This is a genomic window from Corynebacterium doosanense CAU 212 = DSM 45436 (assembly GCF_000767055.1).
Lineage (GTDB): Bacteria > Actinomycetota > Actinomycetes > Mycobacteriales > Mycobacteriaceae > Corynebacterium > Corynebacterium doosanense.
Genome location: NZ_CP006764.1, coordinates 1,156,309 through 1,176,028, shown reverse-complemented (window position 1 = coordinate 1,176,028; position 19,720 = coordinate 1,156,309). Strand labels below are relative to the sequence as shown.

At 68.2% G+C, this 19,720-nt stretch carries 16 protein-coding genes; 14 read left to right on the top strand and 2 right to left on the bottom strand.

The genetic code is table 11. The annotated features are described in order from the left end of the window. Nucleotides 1–228: 228 nt before the first annotated feature. The 6 genes from CDOO_RS05775 (at nt 229) to CDOO_RS05750 (ending at nt 6,444) form a co-directional block, all read left to right on the top strand. The gene (locus CDOO_RS05775) at nt 229–1,935 is read left to right on the top strand and encodes a long-chain fatty-acid--CoA ligase (RefSeq protein WP_018022188.1); all 1,707 of its coding nucleotides are present in this window, start codon (nt 229–231) and stop codon (nt 1,933–1,935) included. Between the two features lie 7 nt (nt 1,936–1,942). Then, on the top strand, nt 1,943–3,046 hold the full coding sequence (gene moaA, locus CDOO_RS05770; protein WP_018022189.1) for a GTP 3',8-cyclase MoaA: 1,104 nt from the start codon (nt 1,943–1,945) through the stop codon (nt 3,044–3,046). Between the two features lie 5 nt (nt 3,047–3,051). After that, nucleotides 3,052–4,224, top strand: a complete 1,173-nt coding sequence (locus CDOO_RS05765; protein ID WP_245616248.1) for a molybdopterin molybdotransferase MoeA — start codon at nt 3,052–3,054, stop codon at nt 4,222–4,224. A 15-nt stretch (nt 4,225–4,239) separates the two neighbouring features. Beyond that, on the top strand, nt 4,240–4,704 hold the full coding sequence (gene moaC / locus CDOO_RS05760; RefSeq protein WP_018022191.1) for a cyclic pyranopterin monophosphate synthase MoaC: 465 nt from the start codon (nt 4,240–4,242) through the stop codon (nt 4,702–4,704). Then, nucleotides 4,701–5,261 (top strand): molybdenum cofactor guanylyltransferase, encoded by a 561-nt coding sequence (mobA, locus tag CDOO_RS05755; RefSeq protein WP_018022192.1) that lies wholly within the window; start codon nt 4,701–4,703, stop codon nt 5,259–5,261. The genes moaC and mobA overlap by 4 nt, the downstream gene beginning before the upstream one ends. Before the next feature lie 76 nt (nt 5,262–5,337). After that, complete coding sequence (locus tag CDOO_RS05750; protein WP_018022193.1) at nt 5,338–6,444, top strand: HNH endonuclease signature motif containing protein; 1,107 nt, start codon at nt 5,338–5,340, stop codon at nt 6,442–6,444. Here the strand turns inward: CDOO_RS05750 and CDOO_RS05745 are convergent. After that, nucleotides 6,441–6,911 carry a molybdopterin-binding protein gene (locus tag CDOO_RS05745; protein ID WP_026159403.1) on the bottom strand — a complete coding sequence of 157 codons (471 nt, stop codon included), beginning with the start codon at nt 6,909–6,911 and terminating at the stop codon, nt 6,441–6,443. The two genes, CDOO_RS05750 and CDOO_RS05745, sit on opposite strands and share 4 nt — an antisense overlap. 248 nt (nt 6,912–7,159) lie before the next feature. Between CDOO_RS05745 and CDOO_RS05740 the strand changes: the two genes are divergently transcribed. From CDOO_RS05740 to CDOO_RS05705, 8 genes are all read left to right on the top strand, one after another. Then, nucleotides 7,160–8,497, top strand: a complete 1,338-nt coding sequence (locus CDOO_RS05740) for an MFS transporter (protein ID WP_018022195.1) — start codon at nt 7,160–7,162, stop codon at nt 8,495–8,497. Nucleotides 8,498–8,506: 9 nt separating this feature from the next. Then, nucleotides 8,507–12,193 (top strand): nitrate reductase subunit alpha, encoded by a 3,687-nt coding sequence (locus tag CDOO_RS05735; protein ID WP_018022196.1) that lies wholly within the window; start codon nt 8,507–8,509, stop codon nt 12,191–12,193. Then, the gene (gene narH, locus CDOO_RS05730; RefSeq protein ID WP_018022197.1) at nt 12,194–13,804 is read left to right on the top strand and encodes a nitrate reductase subunit beta; all 1,611 of its coding nucleotides are present in this window, start codon (nt 12,194–12,196) and stop codon (nt 13,802–13,804) included. Between the two features lies 1 nt (nt 13,805). Continuing rightward, a complete protein-coding gene (gene narJ / locus CDOO_RS05725; RefSeq protein ID WP_018022198.1) occupies nt 13,806–14,498 on the top strand; it encodes a nitrate reductase molybdenum cofactor assembly chaperone in 693 nt (230 codons plus the stop codon). Nucleotides 14,499–14,513: 15 nt separating this feature from the next. Continuing rightward, nucleotides 14,514–15,296, top strand: coding sequence for a respiratory nitrate reductase subunit gamma (narI, locus tag CDOO_RS05720; RefSeq protein WP_018022199.1), 783 nt, complete (start codon nt 14,514–14,516; stop codon nt 15,294–15,296). A gap of 83 nt (nt 15,297–15,379) precedes the next feature. After that, complete coding sequence (gene modA, locus CDOO_RS05715) at nt 15,380–16,210, top strand: molybdate ABC transporter substrate-binding protein (protein ID WP_018022200.1); 831 nt, start codon at nt 15,380–15,382, stop codon at nt 16,208–16,210. After that, nucleotides 16,211–18,109 (top strand): ATP-binding cassette domain-containing protein, encoded by a 1,899-nt coding sequence (locus CDOO_RS05710; RefSeq protein WP_018022201.1) that lies wholly within the window; start codon nt 16,211–16,213, stop codon nt 18,107–18,109. 16 nt (nt 18,110–18,125) lie between these two features. Then, nucleotides 18,126–18,803, top strand: a complete 678-nt coding sequence (locus tag CDOO_RS05705; RefSeq protein ID WP_018022202.1) for a helix-turn-helix transcriptional regulator — start codon at nt 18,126–18,128, stop codon at nt 18,801–18,803. Here CDOO_RS05705 and thrB read toward each other — a convergent pair. Continuing rightward, nucleotides 18,800–19,720, bottom strand: coding sequence for a homoserine kinase (thrB, locus tag CDOO_RS05700; RefSeq protein ID WP_018022203.1), 921 nt, complete (start codon nt 19,718–19,720; stop codon nt 18,800–18,802). The two genes, CDOO_RS05705 and thrB, sit on opposite strands and share 4 nt — an antisense overlap.

Below are 19,720 nucleotides of genomic sequence, written 5' to 3'. Positions count from 1 at the left end.
GTGCCTGGGTGCAGCGCGCGGGGAAGCGTTGGGTTCAATGATGTCTCTCTCCACGGGCGACACGTCACGTGTGGCGAGGGAGAAGAGGAATGCGGGCGACCGAGGGCCGGTGACGTCGACACCCGGGATTTCTTCGGGGCGTGCGACGCGGCGTCATCGTCGATCGCGGACAAGTGTAGCGCACCGGCCCCGTCGATCCGGCCCGAGGGGGAGGCTAGAGTGGGACGCATGCTTTCGACGATGCAGGACATCCCCTTGTCGATTGCCCGGATTCTCGACTACGGGGCAACCGTCCACGGCAACACGGTGGTGACCACCTGGTCCGTCGACGGCCCGCAGACCACGACGTTCCGCGAGATCGCCGCCCGCGCCGCCGCCCTGGCCCACGCACTGCGCGATGATCTGGGAATCACCGGGGACCAGCGCGTCGGCTCCTTCATGTACAACTGCGCGGAGCACCTCGAGGTGATGTTCGGGGTCAGCGCCATGGAGGCGGTGTTCACCCCGCTGAACAAGCAGCTGATGAACGACCAGATCAGCCACATCATCCGCCACGCAGAGATCGAGGTCATCGTCGCTGATCTCCGCCTCCTCGGTCAGTTGGAGCAGGTGCTGGTGGATACGCCGTCGATACGCGCCGTAGCCGTCATCGGCACCGGCGACGTCCCCGCGGAGATCGCCGGGGTTCCGGTGCACTCCTATGAGGCGCTTCTCGACGACCGTTCCACCGCCCTCGACTGGCCCGCCCAGGACGAACACGCGGCCGCCGCGATCTGCTACTCCACCGGCACGACGGGCCCGCCGAAGGGTGTCGCGTACTCGCAGCGCTCGGTGTATCTGCAGGCCATGTCGCTGCGCACGACGGACTCGCTGGCCGTGACCCACGGCGAGACCTTCCTCTGCGGCGTGCCCATCTATCACGTGCTCAGCTGGGGAATCCCCTTCGCGGCGTTTATGTCGGGCACTCCGCTCGTGCTTCCCGACGCCGACGTCTCCGCCCCCACCCTGGCCAAGATCATCGAGGCGACCCACCCGCGTGTCGCCCACGGCGTGCCCTCGCTGTGGACCCAGCTCATGGTGCACTACCTGCACGAACCACCCTCGCGCATGTCGCTCACGGAGATCTACGTGGGCGGCTCCCCGGCGTCGCCATCGCTCATCAAGATCTGGGAGGAGCGCTACGGCGTGGACATCGTGCACGTCTGGGGCATGACGGAGACCTCCACCGTGGGCACCGTTGCTCGGCCGCCCTCCGGGGCCTCGGGCGAGGCACGCATGGTCTACCGCAGCTCACAGGGCCGCTTCGCCCCCTCGCTGGAGTACCGCGTGGTGCACGACGGCGCAGTGGTCGCCTCCACCGACCGGAACCAGGGGGAAATCCAGGTGCGCGGCAACCTCGTCGCCGCCTCCTACCTGCGCTCCGACGCCGTCGACGAGTTCCGCGGCGAGAACATCCCCGACGGCTCCGGCGGGGACGAGAAGTTCACCGCCGACGGATGGCTGCGCACCGGCGACGTCGGCTCGGTCACCTCCGACGGCTTCCTGGTCATCTCTGACCGCGCGCGGGACGTCATCCGCTCGGGCGGCGAGTGGATCTACTCCGCCCAGCTGGAGAACGTCATCATGGAGGCCGACGAGGTCGTCGAATGCGCGGTGATCGGCATGCCCGACAAGAAATGGGGTGAGCGCCCCCTCGCCGTCACCGTGCTTCACGACGGCGTCCCGCCCACCGCCGAGACCGCCGAGGCGATCCGGGCAACCGTGCGCTCGCAGCTGCCCAACTGGATGGTCCCCGAGTACTGGTCGTTCGTCGACCACATCGACAAGACCTCCGTGGACAAGTTCGACAAGAAGGATCTGCGCTCGCATCTCGCCGGGGACGAACTCGAGATAGTGAAGCTCCGGGGGCCCGGAGAATCGAAGCAGCTACGATGAAGTGGCAATGAGTAAAACTGTCGTTCCCCTGACCCTGACGATGCCGGGCAGCTCCGCGCTCCCGGCCGACCTGCCCGCCGCCGCAGCGGACGGGACGAGAACCCTGGCCGACACCTACGGCCGCGTCGCCCGCGACTTGCGTGTCAGCCTCACCGACCGGTGCAACCTGCGCTGCACCTACTGCATGCCGGCCGAGGGACTCGACTGGCTGCCCACGGAACAGACACTCGACGACGACGAGACCATCCGCCTGCTCGCCATCGCCGTGGAGAAACTGGGCATCCGCCAGATCCGCTTCACCGGCGGCGAGCCCCTCCTGCGCAAGTCCCTGGAGAAGATCATCGCCGCGGCGAAGGGGCTGCGCACCGACGAGGGCAGGGCCCCCCAGCTGGCCATGACCACCAACGGCATGGGCCTCGCCCGGCGGGTGCACGCCCTGAAGGACGCGGGGCTGGACCGGGTGAACATCTCCCTGGACACCGTCGACCCTGAGCTCTACGCCCGCCTGACCCGGCGCGACCGGGTGACGGACGCCATCGCCGCCATCGACGCGGCGGTCGCCGCCGGCCTCTCCCCCGTCAAGGTCAACGCCGTGATCATGCCCGGGATCAACGACCACTCCATCGGTGACCTGGCCAGGTTCTGCCTGGAACGCGGCGCGCAGCTGCGGTTCATCGAACAGATGCCGCTCGGACCGCCCTCGCAGTGGAAACGTGCGGAGATGATCACGGCGCAGGACATTCTTGATGCTTTGGCGGAGGAATTTGAGCTCTCGCCCGTCGATAAGCCCCGCGGTTCCGCCCCCGCCGCGCTGTGGAACGTCACCGACGGCACCCGTTCCGGCGAGGTCGGCGTCATCGCCTCGGTCTCCCACCCGTTCTGCGGCGACTGCGACCGCACCCGCCTGACCACCGACGGGGCGATCCGCAGCTGCCTGTTCTCCGCCGCCGGCGACGAGGTCTCGCTGCGCGAGCTCCTGCGCTCCGGGGCCTCCGACGACGAGATCGGCGCCCTTTGGGCCGCCGCGATGTGGCGCAAGAAACCCGGCCACGGCATCGACGATCCCGGGTTCCTCCAGCCGGACCGCCCCATGTCCGCCATCGGCGGATAGTGGCCGTGCCCCGATCCATCGCCGAGCACGTGGCCTTTGTCACCTCGCTCGTCTCCCCGCTGCCCGCCCGGTCGATGCCCCCGGAAACGGGATTTGCGCTGGCCGTCGATGCCGTCGCGCGCCTGGCCGTGCCGCCCTTCGACAACTCCGCCATGGACGGTTTCCTCGCCCACCGTGCCGACCTGCCCGGTGAGCTGCGCGTGGTCGCCGATGTCCCCGCCGGCGGTCACCCCGTCCGCCTCGGACCCGGTGAGGCCGCCCGCATCATGACCGGTGCCCCGATCGGGCCCGACGGTGACTGTGTCATCCCCGTCGAGGACACCGACCACCCCGCCGGCCCCGGCCCGCTGCCCGCCACCGTCCGCGCGCCCGCGTTTTCCGGGCGCAGCCACATCCGCCCCCGCGGGGACAACTCCTCCCCCGGCGATGTTGTCCTCGCCGCCGGCTCGCCCATCGACGCCGGCGCGCTGGCCGCGCTCATCTCCGCAGGTGTCACCGAGGTACACACCCATCCCCGCCCCCGCGTCGCCGTCATCTCCTCCGGCGACGAGCTCATCCCCGCCGGCCAGCCGCTCGCCGAGGGCCATATCCCCGACTCCAACCTGCCCATGCTCGCCGCGCTGGCCCGCGCCAACGGCGCCGCCGACGTGCTGCAGCTGCACGCCTCGGACCGCGACGGCGACTTCCGCACCGTGCTCGACGAGGCCGCGACCGCCGCCGATGTGGTTGTCACCTCCGGCGGCGTATCGACGGGCGCCTTCGACGTGGTCAAGGCCGTCACCTCGGGCCATGACATGTGGTTCGGCTCCGTGGCCATGAGACCCGGCTCACCCCAGGGCGCCGGGCTGTGGAACGGTCGGCCGCTGCTCTGCCTGCCCGGCAACCCCGTCGCCGCCTTCGTCTCCTTCCACCTCTTCGTGGCGCCCGTGCTGCGGAGGCTCGCCGGGGATACCCGGCCGGTGTCGCGGGTGCGGCTGGCCGGGGGCGTCGATACGTTTCCCGCCGCGGGCGGCGTCACCCGGATCGTGCCGGTCCGGCTGACCCTCGACGGCGAGATCACCGCCGAGCCCTTCCATTCCCGCGGCTCCTCGCACCTGGTCGCCTCCCTCGCCGGTACCGACGGCCTGGCCGTGATCGCCGGCGGCGACACCATCGACATCATCCTCACCCGAAACTAGAAGGCGGTTCCCACCGTGAAATTCACCCACCTCAACGACCGCGGCTCCGCCTACATGGTCGACGTCACCGAAAAGACCCCCACCGTCCGCGCCGCCACCGCGAAGGGAGAGGTGGCCTGCTCCCCCGACATCCTCGCCGCGCTACGCGACGGCACCGTCCCCAAGGGCGACGTCCTCGCCGTCGCGCGCATCGCCGGCATCTCCGCCGCCAAACGCGTCCCCGAGCTGCTGCCGCTGGCCCACACCATCGGCGTGCACGGCGCCTCCGTCGAACTCACGCTGGCCGAGGACCACGTCGCCATCGAGGCCACCGTCCGCACCGCCGACCGCACCGGCGTGGAGATGGAGGCACTCACCGCCGTCACCGTCGCGGCGCTCGCCGTCATCGACATGGTCAAAGGCGTCGACCGCACCGCCTACATCCGCGACGCACGCATCACCGCCAAGTCCGGCGGGCGTTCCGGGGACTGGTCGCGGTGAGCGTCGACGTCATCATCCTCGCCGGCGGGCGCGGGTCCCGCATGGGCGGGCGGGACAAGGCCCAGGTCACCGTCGATGGGCGACGGCTCATCGACGTGCTCCTCGACTCCCTCGACGGGGCCGGCCGGGTCGCCGTCGTCTCCTCCCGGCCGATCACGCTGCGCCCCGGGGTGACCCTCGTCGCCGAAAATCCGCCCTTCGCCGGGCCGGTCGCCGCGATCAACGCGGGCCTCCTCGCGCTGCAGCCCGGCGCGTCGACGCACACCGCCGTCCTCGCCGTCGACGCCCCCGACTCCGCGTCCCTCATCCCCCCGCTCGTCGCCGCCCTCGACGCGTCGGTCTCCGTGGCCGCCGTCGAGGGCCAGCCCCTGTGTGCCGTGTGGAAGACCGCAGAGCTGCACCGGGTGCTGGGCAGCCTTGATTCCGTGGTGGACCGGGCGGCGAAATCCCTCTTCGACGACGTCCCGGTGGCCACAATCCCGGGCACGGGTGCGGAGCGAGACTACGACACCCTCGACGAGTTGACCGGCTACGGCGACGTCGCTGTGGACAACTAGCCGCAGCCGTCACGTTCCGCGGGTTGTCCACAGGGCTCCCTCGCTCTCTACCGGCGCGCTGGCTACCGTCTGGCCCATGAACATTGTGGACACGTGGCGCGAGAGCCAGGCCCAGGGGATAGCTTTCCTCCAGGGCCTCTCCGAGCTGTCCGTCCCCGAACTTGCCGGCACCCTCATCTCCGCCTCGACCGCGGGGCGGCTTCTCCAGACCGCGCGTGTCTACTGGGGGCCGACGAAGAACACCCGGAAGCAACGCCTCGCCCGGGACACGGCCGTCGAGTCGTCGATGCCCGTCGATGCGCTCGTCCTCATCGAGCGGCACCTGCGCAAACTCGCCGACGGCATCGACGAATGGGCCGTACGCACCGAACTCTGCGCCCTCACCGGGACCGTCGATGACATAGACCGGGCCGCCGCCGACATCGTCCGCCGGCACAACCAGGCGCAGGACTTCGACGCCCGCCCCCGTCGATCGCTCAAGGGCGGCAAGAACACCGACGCCGCAGGTTGCCGCACCATCTCCGTCACCGGCCCGGAGCGTGAGATGGTGGCGTTCCTCCGGGGGCTGGAAAAGAAGGCGTCGGCGCTGCGTGTCGACGGCATGACCTACGAGCAGGCGATGTACGACGCCCTGATGTCCGGCGACGGTACGCCGCAGGAGATCCTCACCCCGATGGTGGTCATCGGGCTTCCCGACTGGGCGAAACTGCTCCGCCACGAGGGTTCGGAATCCATCTTCGCGCTCACCGACGGCACCATCCTCACCGGCGCGGAGCTCATCGCCCGGCTCATGAGCGACCATCACCTCGTGGGCCTCTACGACCCCCTCACCGGCCCGGTGAACGCGTACCAGGCCAGCCGCCTGCCGTCCGCAAAACAGCGCCTGCTGGCCAGCGCAGAATCCATCCTCTGCGAGTGGCCGGGATGCACCACCTCCGCGGACTCCTCCAGCGACCACCACATCATCGCCTTCAAGAACGGCGGCCCCACCAATGTCGTCAACATGGCCAAACTGTGTCGGCTCCACAACGGCAGAAACGACGACGACCCGGAAAAACCAAGAAACGGCCGCATCGAGCGCATCAACGGCCTCCCCGTCTGGGTTCCGCCCGGCGGCGGCCCACCCCGACGCAGCCGTCATCCCATCAAGAAACTCTCCGCGGCCGAGCTAACCCGGCATTAAAACTTCTCGAAGATCACCGGCAGCAGCGGCACCAGAACCCCCAGGCAGTCGGCCACCCCGCCGACGCTGTGGGGGGCGTTGGCGATGAGCGTGCCCTCGCCGCCCCTCGCCGTGACCCCGACGATGCCCCTCGACAGCCCCGCGCGGGGCGTCGACTTCAGGCCCTCGATGAGGATCTGCATCTCCAAGCCGGTGAGCCGGGCGTCGATAAGCTCCATCGACACGTCGGGGGTGACGTTGTTGGTGCCGATGCCGGTCCCGCCGAGCGTGAGCACCACCTGCACCCCCTCGGCGATGGCTTCGACCAGTCGGCCGCGGAGGGGTTCCACCCCTTCGGCGATGACGAGTGGATCGGCGCAGCGGAGGCCGGCCCGTCGAAGAGTATCGACGGCGGCAGCACCCGCCGTGTCGCGTCGCTCTCCGCCGCAGACGCGGTCGGAAACGACGATTACTTGTGCTGTGTGCACCGTGTAGTCCTTTCGTGGGCTTGTTGGTGACGAGACAACCACCGTCGGGGCCTGCAACATCGTCTCACCAGCGCTTTTCGCAACATCTATGTTGCGTTATTATCTGCGGAATTACCCGGGTTTAAATGGACATTCTTGCATAGGTCCGATTAAATGAAGCTACAGCCGTTATTAATGGCCGAGGGTCTCAGGCCCTCATCACAACCGGATCCCGGCGCCCTCGGGGCGCCAGCACAAGGAGGACCACCTTGACCACGCTCGACACTTCCCAGAGAGTCCTCCACGGGTGGGATCCGGAAGATCCCGACAAGTGGGACGCCAAGATCGCCTGGAGCACCCTGGTGATCTCCACGATCACGCTCTTCCTCGGTTTCTGCACCTGGTACCTCGTCTCGGCCATTGCGCCGATGCTCAACCAGATCGGCTTCGGCCTCACGCCGGCCCAGCTCTACTGGCTCACCGCCATCCCGGGCCTGGCGACCGGACTGTTCCGCCTCGTGTTCATGTTCCTGCCGGCCATCATGGGCACCCGCAGGCTCGTCTCCCTGTCGTCGCTCCTGTTCGTCATCCCGCTGGCCGGCTGGTTCGTGGCGGTGCAGAACACGCAGACTCCGTACTGGGTCCTGCTCACACTGTCCTTCATGGCCGGTATCGGCGGCGGCGTCTTCTCCGGCTTCATGCCGTCGACGGGTTACTTCTTCCCCAAGGCGCAGGCGGGCACCGCCCTGGGTCTGCAGGCCGGCCTGTCCAACCTGGGCATGTCCTTTGTCCAGCTCACCGCCCCGTGGCTCATGGGCTTCTCGCTGCTGGGCATCGGTTTCCTGGCTCCGCAGCGCGGCGTCGACGCGGGGCAGGAGATCTTCATCTTCAACCCGGCGATCTTCTTCATCCCGTGGGCGATCCTCATGGCGGTCATTGCGTGGATCTTCCTCAAGGATGTCCCGGTGACGGCGAACTTCCGCCAGCAGATCGACATCTTCGGCAACAAGAACACCTGGATCATGACGGTGATCTACCTCGCGGGTTTCGGCGCCTTCGCCGGGTTCTCCGCGCAGCTGGGTCTGCTCATCAACAACACCTACGGCGCCAGCTCCGCCCTCGCCGCCGATACCGCGGCCGGGGATCTGGTCAAGGGCGCAACGTGGGCCTTCCTTTTCCCGCTGGTGGGCGCGGGCGTCCGTGCGCTTGCGGGCCCGCTGTGTGACAAGTTCGGTGGCGCCGTGTTCACCTTCGTCGGGCTGGTCGGCATGGCCGTGATGACCGCGGTGGCCACCTTCTTCCTCACCCCGGACAGTGTCAACCAGTTCTGGTGGTTCATGGGCACGATGCTGGTCATGGCCTTCTTCTCGGGCCTGGTCAACGCGGGCTCCTTCAAGCAGATGCCCATGATCCTGCCCAAGCGCCAGGCCGGCGGGGTGATCGGTTGGACCGGTGCGATGGGAGCGTTCGGCCCGTTCATCGTCGGCATCCTTCTGTCGATGATCACCCCCACCGTCTTCTTCTGGGGAGCCGTGGTGTTCTTCGCCGCCGCCGCCGTCCTCGCCTGGATCTACTACGCCCGTCCCAACGCCCCCTTCCCGGGTTAAGGAGTCACCATGACTAATCCCCTGTTCAAACTCGGCAACTACGTCCGCCGCGGCGAGATGACCGAAAGCGGCCAGCAGCTCTTCCTCACCGGCGGACGCGACGCCGATGTGTTCTACCGCAACCGCTGGTCCTTCGACAAGATGGTGCGCTCCACCCACGGCGTCAACTGCACCGGTTCCTGCTCGTGGAAGGTCTACGTCAAGGATGGCGTGATCACCTGGGAGTCGCAGGCCGTCGACTACCCGACGACGGGCCCGGACATGCCGGACTACGAGCCCCGCGGCTGCCCGCGTGGCGCGTCCTTCTCCTGGTACACCTACTCGCCGACCCGCATCCGCTACCCCTACGTGCGTGGTGTGCTCCTGGACATGTTCCGGGCGGCGAAGCAGGAGCACGGCGACCCGGTCCTGGCCTGGCGCTCCATCCAAGAGGACCCGGAGAAGCAGGACGCGTACGTCTCGCAGCGCGGCAAGGGTGGCCTGGTCCGTGTCAGCTACACCGAGGCGATCGAGATGGCTGCGGCGGCCCACGTCTACACCATCCGCCAGTGGGGCCCGGACCGTATCGCCGGCTTCACCGTGATCCCGGCGATGTCGCAGATCTCCTACGGCGCCGGCACCCGTTTCCTGCAGATGATCGGCGGTGTCGCTCTGTCCTTCTACGACTGGTACGCCGATCTGCCGCCCGCCTCCCCGCAGACCTTCGGTGACCAGACCGACGTCCCGGAGTCCGGCGACTGGTACAACTCCTCCTACCTCATGATGTGGGGTTCCAACATCCCCGTCACCCGCACCCCGGACGCGCACTTCATGGTCGAGGCGCGCTACAAGGGCACGAAGGTCGTCGTCGTCTCCCCCGACTTCGCCGACAACACCGTGCACGCCGACGAGTGGCTGCGCATCGACCCGGGCACCGACGCCGCGCTCGCCTTCTCCATGGGCCACGTCATCCTGTCGGAGTTCCATATCGGCAAGGCCGAGCCCTACTTCCTCAACTACATGCGCCGCTTCACGGATTCCGCGTTCCTCGTCGAGCTGGATCCGCGTGACGACGCCACCTTCACACCGGGTAAGTTCTACACCGCCTCCAACCACGACGATGAGGCCCTCGCATCGACGGAGAACGCCACCCACCGCCTGCTGGTCATGGAGGAGGACGGCCGAGTCGTCGACCCCGGAGGCACCGCCGCGGACCACTTCGGCAAGGACGGCGTCGGTAAGTGGAACCTCCGCCTCGACGGCGTTGATCCGGTGCTCTCCATCGCCGAGACCGACGGCTTCCGCACCGCCGAGGTACTCTTCCCCCGTTTCGACCTCGACGCCGTCGATAACGGTGACGGACCCATCGGCGCGGGTGTCGTGCACCGCGGCGTGCCCGTCCGTGAGGTCAACGGCCGCCTCGTCACCACCGTGTTCGACATCATGCTCGCGCACTACGGCGTCAACCGCCCGGAGCTGAACCTGCCGGGTTCGTGGCCGCGGGACTTCTTCGACGCGGAGGAGCCCGGCACCCCGGCGTGGCAGGAGGCGCTCACCGGCGTCCCGGCGAACGCGGCCATCCGCATCGCCCGCGAGTTCGCGCAGAACGCGGCGGACTCGCAGGGTCGCTCGCAGATCATCATGGGCGCTGGCGTTAACCACTATTTCCACGCCGACGCCATCTACCGCACGTTCCTCGCGCTGACGTCGATGTGTGGCACCCAGGGTGTCAACGGTGGCGGCTGGGCCCACTACGTCGGCCAGGAGAAGCTGCGGCCGATGAACGGCTGGTCTCAGTACGCCTTCGCCCTGGACTGGCAGCGCCCGGCGCGCCAGATGATCACCACCGGCTTCTACTACCTCACCACCAGTCAGTGGCGCTACGACAACACCCGGGCGTCGCGCCTGGGCTCCCCGCTGGCCAACCGTGGCGCCATCGGCGACAAGATGACCGCGGACACGCTCATCGAGTCGATGAAACGTGGCTGGATGCCGTCGTACCCGCAGTTCAACCGCAACCCGCTGCTGCTCAGCGAGCAGGCGGAGCAGGCGGGGATGGACGTCAAGGACTACATCGTCGCGGAGCTGGAGAGCGGCAACATGAAGTTCGCCGCGGAGGATCCGGATTCGCCGGAGAACTGGCCGCGCATCCTGCTCAACTGGCGCACCAACCTCATGGGTTCCTCGGCGAAGGGCACGGAGTTCTTCCTGCGTCACATGCTGGGCATCGACTCGGACGCGACGGCGAAGGAGCTCGAGCCCGGGGAGCGGCCGAAGTCGATCCGCTGGGTCGACGAGGCACCCGAGGGAAAGCTCGACCTCATGATGACCACGGACTTCCGCAACACCTCGACGACCCTGGTCTCCGACATCGTCCTGCCGGCGGCGACGTGGTACGAGAAACACGATCTGTCCACCACGGACATGCACCCCTTCATCCACTCCTTCAACGCGGCGATCAACCCGCCGTGGGAGGCGCGCACGGACTACCAGGTGTTCCGCGACCTTGCCAATGCGTTCTCGCAGATGGCGGTGCGTTGGCTGGGCACGCAGCGCGACGTCATTGCCGCTCCCCTGGGCCACGACTCGCCGGATGAGATCAACATGCCCAACGGCGTCGTCCCCGACCTCGCCGCCGAGGGCCTGCAGCCGGGTAAGAACATGGCCAAGCTCATCCCCGTCGAGCGGGACTACACCCGGGTGTTCGAGAAGTGGAACCATGTGGGTCCGCTGACGGAGAAGCTGGGCACGGGCGTGCACGGCACGCCGTACAACGTGGCCAAGCAGGTCGAGGAGCTGGGCAAGATCAACGGCCTGGGTGAGAACGGCCGCCCGCGTATCGACACGGATGTCAAGGCCATCGAGATGGTGCTGCACCTCTCGGGGGTGTCCAACGGCGAGGTTGCTGTCGAGGGCTTCCGCAACCAGGGCAACCGGGTGGGCGTCGACATGATGCCGCTGGTCGCCGGCCGGGAGTCGGACCGCATCAACTGGGACATGATCAAGGAGCGCCCGGTGGAGGTGCTCACCTCCCCGGAGTGGACCGGTGACAAGCGTGGTGGCAGGAGGTACACGGCGTTCTCCATCAACGTGGAGTTCGAGAAACCCTTCCACACGCTGTCCGGCCGCATGCACTACTACCTCGACCACGACTGGTACCTGGATTACGGCGAGGCGCTGCCGATCTACCGCCCGCCGCTGGACAAACGCCGCCTCAACGGGGAGATCAGCCCGGGTGAGTTCTACGACGGCGAGTCCCCGGAGGTGACGGTGCGGTATCTCACCACCCACAACAAGTGGTCGATCCACTCGCAGTACTTCGACAACCTGCATGTGCTGTCGATCTCGCGCGGTGGGCAGGTCATCTGGATGTCGGACAAGGACGCGGCGAAGGTCGGCGTCCGGGACAACGACTGGGTGGAGGCCTACAACCGCAACGGCGTGGTTTCGGCGAGGGCGATTGTCTCGCACCGCATTCCCGAGGGAACGGTGATCATGAACCATGCGCAGGAACGCACCGTCGGTACGCCGCTCAACGAACACACCGGCCGCCGCGGCGGAACGCACAACTCGTTGACGCAGATCATGATCAAACCCATTCATGTGGCGGGTGGCTACGGCCATCTGACCTACGGCTTCAACTACATCGGCCCGACCGGTAACAACCGCGACGAAGTGACCCGCATTCGTCGCCGCTCCCAGGAGGTGGAGTTCTAGATGAGAATCATGGCCCAGATCGGGATGATCATGAACCTGGACAAGTGCATCGGCTGCCATACGTGCTCGGTGACGTGCAAGCAGGCGTGGACCAACCGCCAGGGTATGGAGTACATCTGGTTCAACAACGTGGAGACCCGCCCCGGCGTCGGTTACCCGCGTGGCTGGGAGGACCAGGACAAGTGGGAGGGCGGCTGGGTGCGCACCGCCTCCGGCAAGCTCAAGCCCCGCGCGGGTGGCCGGGTGAAGAAGCTCATGACGCTCTTCCACAACCCCAAGCTGCCCAGCATCAACGACTACTACGAGCCGTGGACCTACGAGTACGACAAGCTGCTCTCGGCACCGAAGGGCCAGAAGACCCAGCCCACGGCGCGCCCGGTGTCGCAGCTGGACGGCCGGCCCATCGACAAGATCTCGTGGTCCTCCAACTGGGACGACAACCTCGGTGGCGCGCAGGAGACCATCGACGAGGATCCCGTGCTGCGGGCGGCGAACCTCAAGGTGCGCAAGGAGATCGAGGACGCCTTCATGTTCTACCTCCCGCGCATCTGCGAGCACTGCCTCAATCCGACGTGTGCCTCGTCGTGCCCGTCCGGGGCGATCTACAAGCGCGCGGAGGACGGCATCGTCCTCGTCGACCAGGACCGCTGCCGCGGCTGGCGCATGTGTGTCTCGGGCTGCCCGTACAAGAAGGTCTACTTCAACCACAAGTCCGGCAAGGCCGAGAAGTGCACGCTGTGTTACCCGCGTATCGAGGTCGGCCAACCCACGGTCTGCTCCGAAACCTGCGTCGGCAGGCTGCGTTACCTCGGCGTCCTGCTTTACGACGCCGACAAAGTGGCCGCGGCTGCCGCCACCGAGGACCCGCAGGACCTCTATGAGGCGCAGAAGGGTGTCTTCCTCGACCCTCACGACCCGGAGATCCAACGCCAGGCCGAGGCCGCGGGCATCCCGCCGTCCTGGATCGAGGCTGCCCAGCAGTCCCCGCTGCACGACCTCATCTTCAAGTACGAGGTCGCCCTGCCGCTGCACCCGGAGTACCGCACCCTGCCGATGGTCTGGTACATCCCGCCGCTGTCGCCGGTCGTCGATGAGGTGACCGCCTCGGGCGCGGACGGCGAGGATCACAAGGTGCTGTTCTCGGCGCTGTCGAACATGCGCATCCCCCTGGAGTACCTGGCCGGGCTGTTCACGGCCGGCGATACCGCGCCCGTCGAAAGGTCGCTGCGGCGCCTGGTGGCCATGCGCTCCTACATGCGTGACATCAACCTGGGCAACGAGCCGCAGGAGTCCATCGCCGAGGCGGTGGGCATGACCGGTCGCAAGATCGAGGAGATGTACAAGCTGCTCGCGGTGGCCAAGTACGACGACCGCTACGTCATCCCCACCGCGTCGCCGGAGACCCCGCGGGGTATCGCCACCCTAGACATGTACAACAGCCAGGACCCGGCGAAGGCCATGGACCAGTTCCCCGACCTGGGGATGGGTGCGCCGGAGGCCTGTTCCTCGGAGGGTTGCGGCTCGGGTTCCGCCGATACGGGTTCGAAGGTCTCACTGTTGAGCTGGTCGGGCGATCGCCCGGACGGCATGTTCCCGCCCAGGAGGGACTGACATGGCCAGGCGGACCCACGTGGGCGCCGTCCCGGCGCAGTTCGTTGAGCCGGTGAGTATCGACACTGAGCAGCGTCGTATCGTCGCCATGGCGGCGTCGGTGCTGCTGAGTTACCCGGACGAGCGGTTTGCGGAAAGCCGGGAGATCATCGGAGCGTCGCTGCCGGAGCTGCCGGCGGCCATCGCCGACGAGTTCCGGGCCTTCCTCGCCGCCACCGCATCGATGAGCCTGCGTGAGCTGGAGGAGCACTACGTCGAGACGTTCGACCAGCGGCGGCGCTGCTCGCTGTTCCTCTCCTACTACTCCGTGGGCGACACCCGTCAGCGTGGCACGGCGATCCTGGCGTTTCGCCAGCAGCTGCGCGGGCTGGGCATCGAGGAGCAGACGCAGGAGCTCCCCGATCACCTGTGTGTGCTGCTGGAGGCGCTCGCGCGTGTCGACGACGCCCACCACGCCGCCGCGGTCGAAATGATCGCCTCCCACCGCGAGGGCATCGAGGTCCTGCGCAGTGCGCTGGAGAACATCGGCTCCCCGTACGTCCACGTGATCGTCGCCGTCGCCAAGTCTCTTCCCCGGGTCGACGAGGCGACCGTGTTCCGCTACATCGACCTCATCAAGTCCGGTCCACCGGCGGAGATGGTCGGCATCACCCAGCTCCCCTTCCCGACCATGTCCTCCGACGTCAACAGGTAAAGGATCCTCCCCCTCATGAGCAACCTCGAAGTCTTCCTCTGGGTCGCGTTCCCCTGGCTGTGCATCGCGGCGTTTGTCGTCGGGATCATCTGGCGCTGGCGCTCCGACCAGTTCGGCTGGACCACCCACTCCTCCCAGATCTACGAGTCCCGCCTGCTGCGCATCTCCTCGCCGCTGTTCCACTGGGGCATGATGCTGGTCATCGTCGGCCACCTCATGGGCCTGGCCATCCCCAAGTCTTGGACCCGGGCGGTGGGGCTTAACGACGGCATCTACCACCTCATCGCCACCATCCCCGGCACGATCGCGGGCATCATGGTCATCCTCGGCCTCGCCGGGCTCATCTATCGACGCGTAGTCAACCGCTCCGTCTTCCTCTCCACCTCGACCTCGGACAAGACGATGTACGTCTTCCTCGCCGCGGCGATCATCTCCGGCTTCTTCGCCACCCTGTCGCTGCAAGTCTTCGGCGGCCCGCACGGTTACGACTACCGGGAGACCATCTCCCCCTGGCTGCGTCAGCTGCTCATCCTCAACGCCCAGCCGGAGCTCATGACCGACGTGCCGTGGCAGTTCAAGGTGCATGTCATCGGCGGCTTCACCCTCATGGCGGTGTGGCCGTGGACGCGCCTTGTGCACGCCTTCTCCGCCCCGGTCGGCTACGTCACCCGCCCGTACGTGGTCTACCGCTCGCGGGATTCGCGCACGTCGACCCACTTCACGGCCCGCGGCTGGGAGCCGGTGCGCTCGCACACGGAGCAGCTCGCGGACCGGGAGGCCCCGTCCCGCGGCGCGTAATTTCCGCAAATTCGCCGTGTTCCTGGAATAAGTGTGTAGAATACGGACTGATCCCGCAATTTTCCCCGCAGATCGGTTGACACATGTATCGGAAATTCACCCTCGCCACCGTCGCCACCGTCGCCCTCGTCGGCACCGCCACCCTCGTCGCGTGCTCGAACTCAGGCACTGACGAGGGCACCACGGTGACCACATCCGGATCCGCCTCGGCCGCGGACTCCGCCTCGGCAGCGGCCCCCGCCGAGGCCGTCGAGACGCAGCTTTTCGGCGCCTCCTCCACCCGTGTCATCAACGACGAGCTGACCCGCCTGGCCGGCGAGCTCGACCCACCGCAGGATGTCGCCTTGAACAACGACGGTTCCGGCACCCTGGTCACCCAGCTCAACGAGGGAGCGGATGCCGACGTCCTCATCACCGCCGACACGAAGTCCATGGACCAGGCCGAGGCTGACGGCACGGTCGGCGAGCCGCAGGAGCTGGCCGCCAATTCCATGGTCATGGTCGTCCCCGCGGGCAACCCCGTCGGCATCAGGTCCGTCGAGGACCTCGACGGCGTCGACCTCGTGCTGTGCGACCCGCAGGTGCCCTGCGGCGGCGTCTCCGAGCAGCTCGAGAAGCTCAACGACCTCGACCTGACCCCCGTCTCCCTCGAGGGCGCGGTGGGCGACGTGCTGGGCAAGGTCACCAACGGCGAGGCCGAGGCCGGATGGGTCTACCGCACCGATGCTCTTGCCGCAGGTGACGACGTCGAGGTCATCGACATTCCCCATGCCAACGAGGCCTCCACCACCCTCTGGGTCGCCACGGTGAACAACAGCCCGAACCCCGAGGCCGCGGAGGCCCTGGCGAAGCTCATCCTCTCCGACGAGGTCGCCACCAGGCTCGAGGAGGCCGGCTTCACGCCGAGCAACTAGATGGCCACGCCCCGCCCCATTCAGCCGCGCACCCCGGCGATCGTCATCGTCGCCGGGGTGTTCGCGGCCCTGTACCTCCTCTTTCCCGTCCTCGCGCTGGCGACGCGCGTGCCCTGGGCCGACCTGGGCGCGATCCTCTCCGAGCCGGACGTCCAGGAGCTCCTGCGCCTCACACTGACGGCGGCCGCGCTGTCGACGCTGATCACCATCGCCGTCGGTGTCCCCCTGGCGGTGTGGATGCAGTCGATGCGCCGCGGCTCCGGGTTCGCCCGCCTTCTCGTCCTGCTCCCCCTGGCCATGCCGCCGGTGGTCTCTGGCCTGGCGCTCAGCGCAGCAATCGGCAACAACGGACTGCTCGCCCCCGTGCTCGACGCGCTGGGCTGGCAGTTCGCCTTCGCCTTCGCCGGCGTCGTCGCGGCCCACGTCTTCATCTCCCTGCCCTTCGTCGTCGTCACGGTCGACGCGGCCCTTCGCCAGCAGGACCGCGAGGTCACGGCCTCCGCGGCGGGCATCGGCATGTCGCCGGGGCGCATCCTGCGCTCCATCACGCTGCCGACCATCGCCCCCGCCATCGCCACGGGTGCTGGCCTGGCCTTCGCCCGCTCCCTCGGCGAGTTCGGCACGACCATCACCTTCGCCGGCTCCATGCCCGGCAAGACACGCACCGTTTCGCTGGCGGTCTACCTGGAGCGCGAGGTCGACCGCGACGGCGCCTACGCGCTGGGCGCAGTGCTCATCATCCTGGCAATCCTCGTCCTCGCGCTCGCGGCGCTGCCGGGCCTGTTCAGGCGCGAGCCGCATCCGCGCCCCCGCCCCATCGCCCCGCTCGACCCCGCCCGGCTCCGGTGCCTCACTGCCCCCGAGAGCGGCGCGGAGGTCGAGGTGGAGGTCGACGGCGTATCAACGACGTTTCCCCGCGACCGCATCACCGCCGTGGTCGGCCCGAACGGCTCCGGCAAGTCCACCCTCGTGGGCATGATCGCCGGCAGGCTCACCGGCGCGCGGGTCACGGTAGGTGGACAGCGCGTCGATAAGCAGCCGGCCCATCGCCGTGGCGTGGTCCTACTGACCCAGAAACCTGGCCTGCCACGCGTGGCCAAGGTCTCCGGAGCCGTCACCATGGCCACCCGGGACCCCGCGCGCACCCGGGAGCTGCTCAATGCTGCCGGCCTATCCTCGCTTCACGACCTTCCCGTCGCCTCCCTCTCCGGCGGCCAGGCCGCCCAGGTGGCGCTCGTGCGCGCCCTGGCCACCCGCCCGCGCGTGCTCATCCTCGATGAGCCGCTCGCCGCCATCGACGTCTCCTCCGCCGCCCGGTGGCGCCAGCTGCTTCGCGCCGCCGCGGCCGACCGGACGACCCTCATGGTCACCCACGATCCCCTCGACGTGGCCGGATTGTCAGACCAGCTCGTGGCCCTGGAGGCGGGCCGGGTGAGCGCGGCCGGCGACACCGGTGAGTTGCTGCGGGTCCCGCCCAGCGACTTTATTGCGAGAATTTCCGGGTTAAACCGTCTGACCGGAGTTATTTCAGAAGTGAAGACTGATAGCGTTACAGTGTCCAATGATAATTTGACCATCACCGGGACCCTGCCCGAGGGAGTTAGCGCTTCCGTCGGGGACGGCGCGGTGGTGACGATCGCACCTGAGGCGACAGTGCTACGGTTGCCGGCGGCGACGGATCCCACGGAATCCGCGCGCAACGTCTGGCCGGGGACCGTGACGGCGCTCCAGGCCGCGGACGTGACCACCACGAGGGTCGCCGTCGATGTCGGCGACGGCGGACTCACCGTCCCCGTCACGTCGTCCTCCGCCCTGAGCATGGGGCTCGAGCCGGGAACGAAGGTCCAGTGCGTAACCAAGGCCCTGTCCGTCAGGGTCCACCCCCGGCCGACCTCGTGAAAGGAACCGCAAGCGCATGGGCGAGAACACCCCTCCCCGGCCAGCCACGGAGCTGTTCCCGGAATCGCTGAAACTCAGCCCCAAGCAGCGTGAGGTTCTGCGCACCCTGCAGCAGCTGACCGCCGGGGCGCGCGCCTCTGATGTCGCCGACGCGCTGGGCATGCACGTCAACACCGCCCGCGGCCACCTCGATGAGCTCGTCGCCCACGGCGCCGTGCGGGTGTTCCCCGCCCCGGCGCAGGGGCGCGGCCGCCCCTCGCTGATCTTCCAGGTCCGGGTACCCGACAACCGCACGGTCGCCGACGAATACGTCACGCTCATTGAGATGATGGCCGACTCCATCGACCCGGACAGCGCCCGCGACATCGGCCGCCGCTGGGCACGGCGCATGGCGGAAGAGGGCCATGAGCCCCATGACGTCGACTCCGCCGCGTCGCGCATTCACACGATGCTGCGGGACATGGGCTTCGACCCCACCCTGCCCGAACACCCGGACACCCCGGACAGCACCACGCTGACGCTGCAGTCCTGCCCCTTTGTCACCGCCACGGGCGGGCGGCCCTCCGACTTCGTGTGCCGGGTCCACGACGGGTTCCTCGCCGAGACCGTCAGCGACGGGGTGGACTCCCACGTCGAACCGATGGCTGCGGACGGCCAGTGCCTGGTCCACCTGTCCCGGCAGGCGAAGAACTAGCTGTCCACCCGGGTGGGGCCGGCGACGCTGAGCTCCAGCACCCGATGGCCGTCCTCGCGTGCCTCGCGGAGGAACCGCTCCTCCACCGGCTCCGTCGACAGCACCATAATCGTCGGCCCCGCCCCGGAGAGGTAGGCCGCGTAGCCGCGGTTGCGTAGCCGGTTGACCCACTCCGCGGTCACCGGCAGGACATCCGCACGGTAGGGCTGGTGCAGTCGGTCCCTGGTTCCCTCGGCGAGTAGCTCGGGGTAGTGCTGCAGGGCAGCCACCATGACGGCCACGCGGGAGACGTTGAAACGGGCGTCGAGATGCGTCACCTGCTCGGGCAGGACCTTGCGCACCGCGTGGGTGGACGCGTGAAAGTCGGGCACGATGGCCGTGGCGCGCATAGACTCGTGCACGGGGATGGGCACCGCGCGGTAGCGGGCCTCGCTGCGCCCATCGACGGGGATGTCCGTCCACGAGACCACAGCGCCGCCGAGCACGCTGGCCGCCGCATTGTCGGGGTGGCCCTCGAAGGCGGACGCGAGCTGGACCAGCTGGTCCGCGTCGAGCGGGCCGCCGGCCAGGGCGTTCGCCGCCACGACACCGGCCGCGGCCGCGGCGGCCGAGGAACCCAGCCCGCGGGACTGCGGAATGGCGTTGTGGCAGGTCACGTGCAGGCCGGGAGCCGTGACCCCCGCCGCGGCGAGGCCGGAGTGGATGGCACGCACCACGAGGTGGGAGCTGTCGCGCGGCAGGTCGTCCGCGCCCTCGCCGAAGATGTCGATCTCCAGGCCGGATGCGGTGACCTCGACCTCGACGACGTCGTAGATGCTCAGCGCCAGGCCGAGGGTGTCAAACCCCGGGCCGAGGTTGGCCGAGGAGCCGGGCACGGTCACCTTGACGGAGGTTCCGGGAACCAGTTCAGTGCTCAT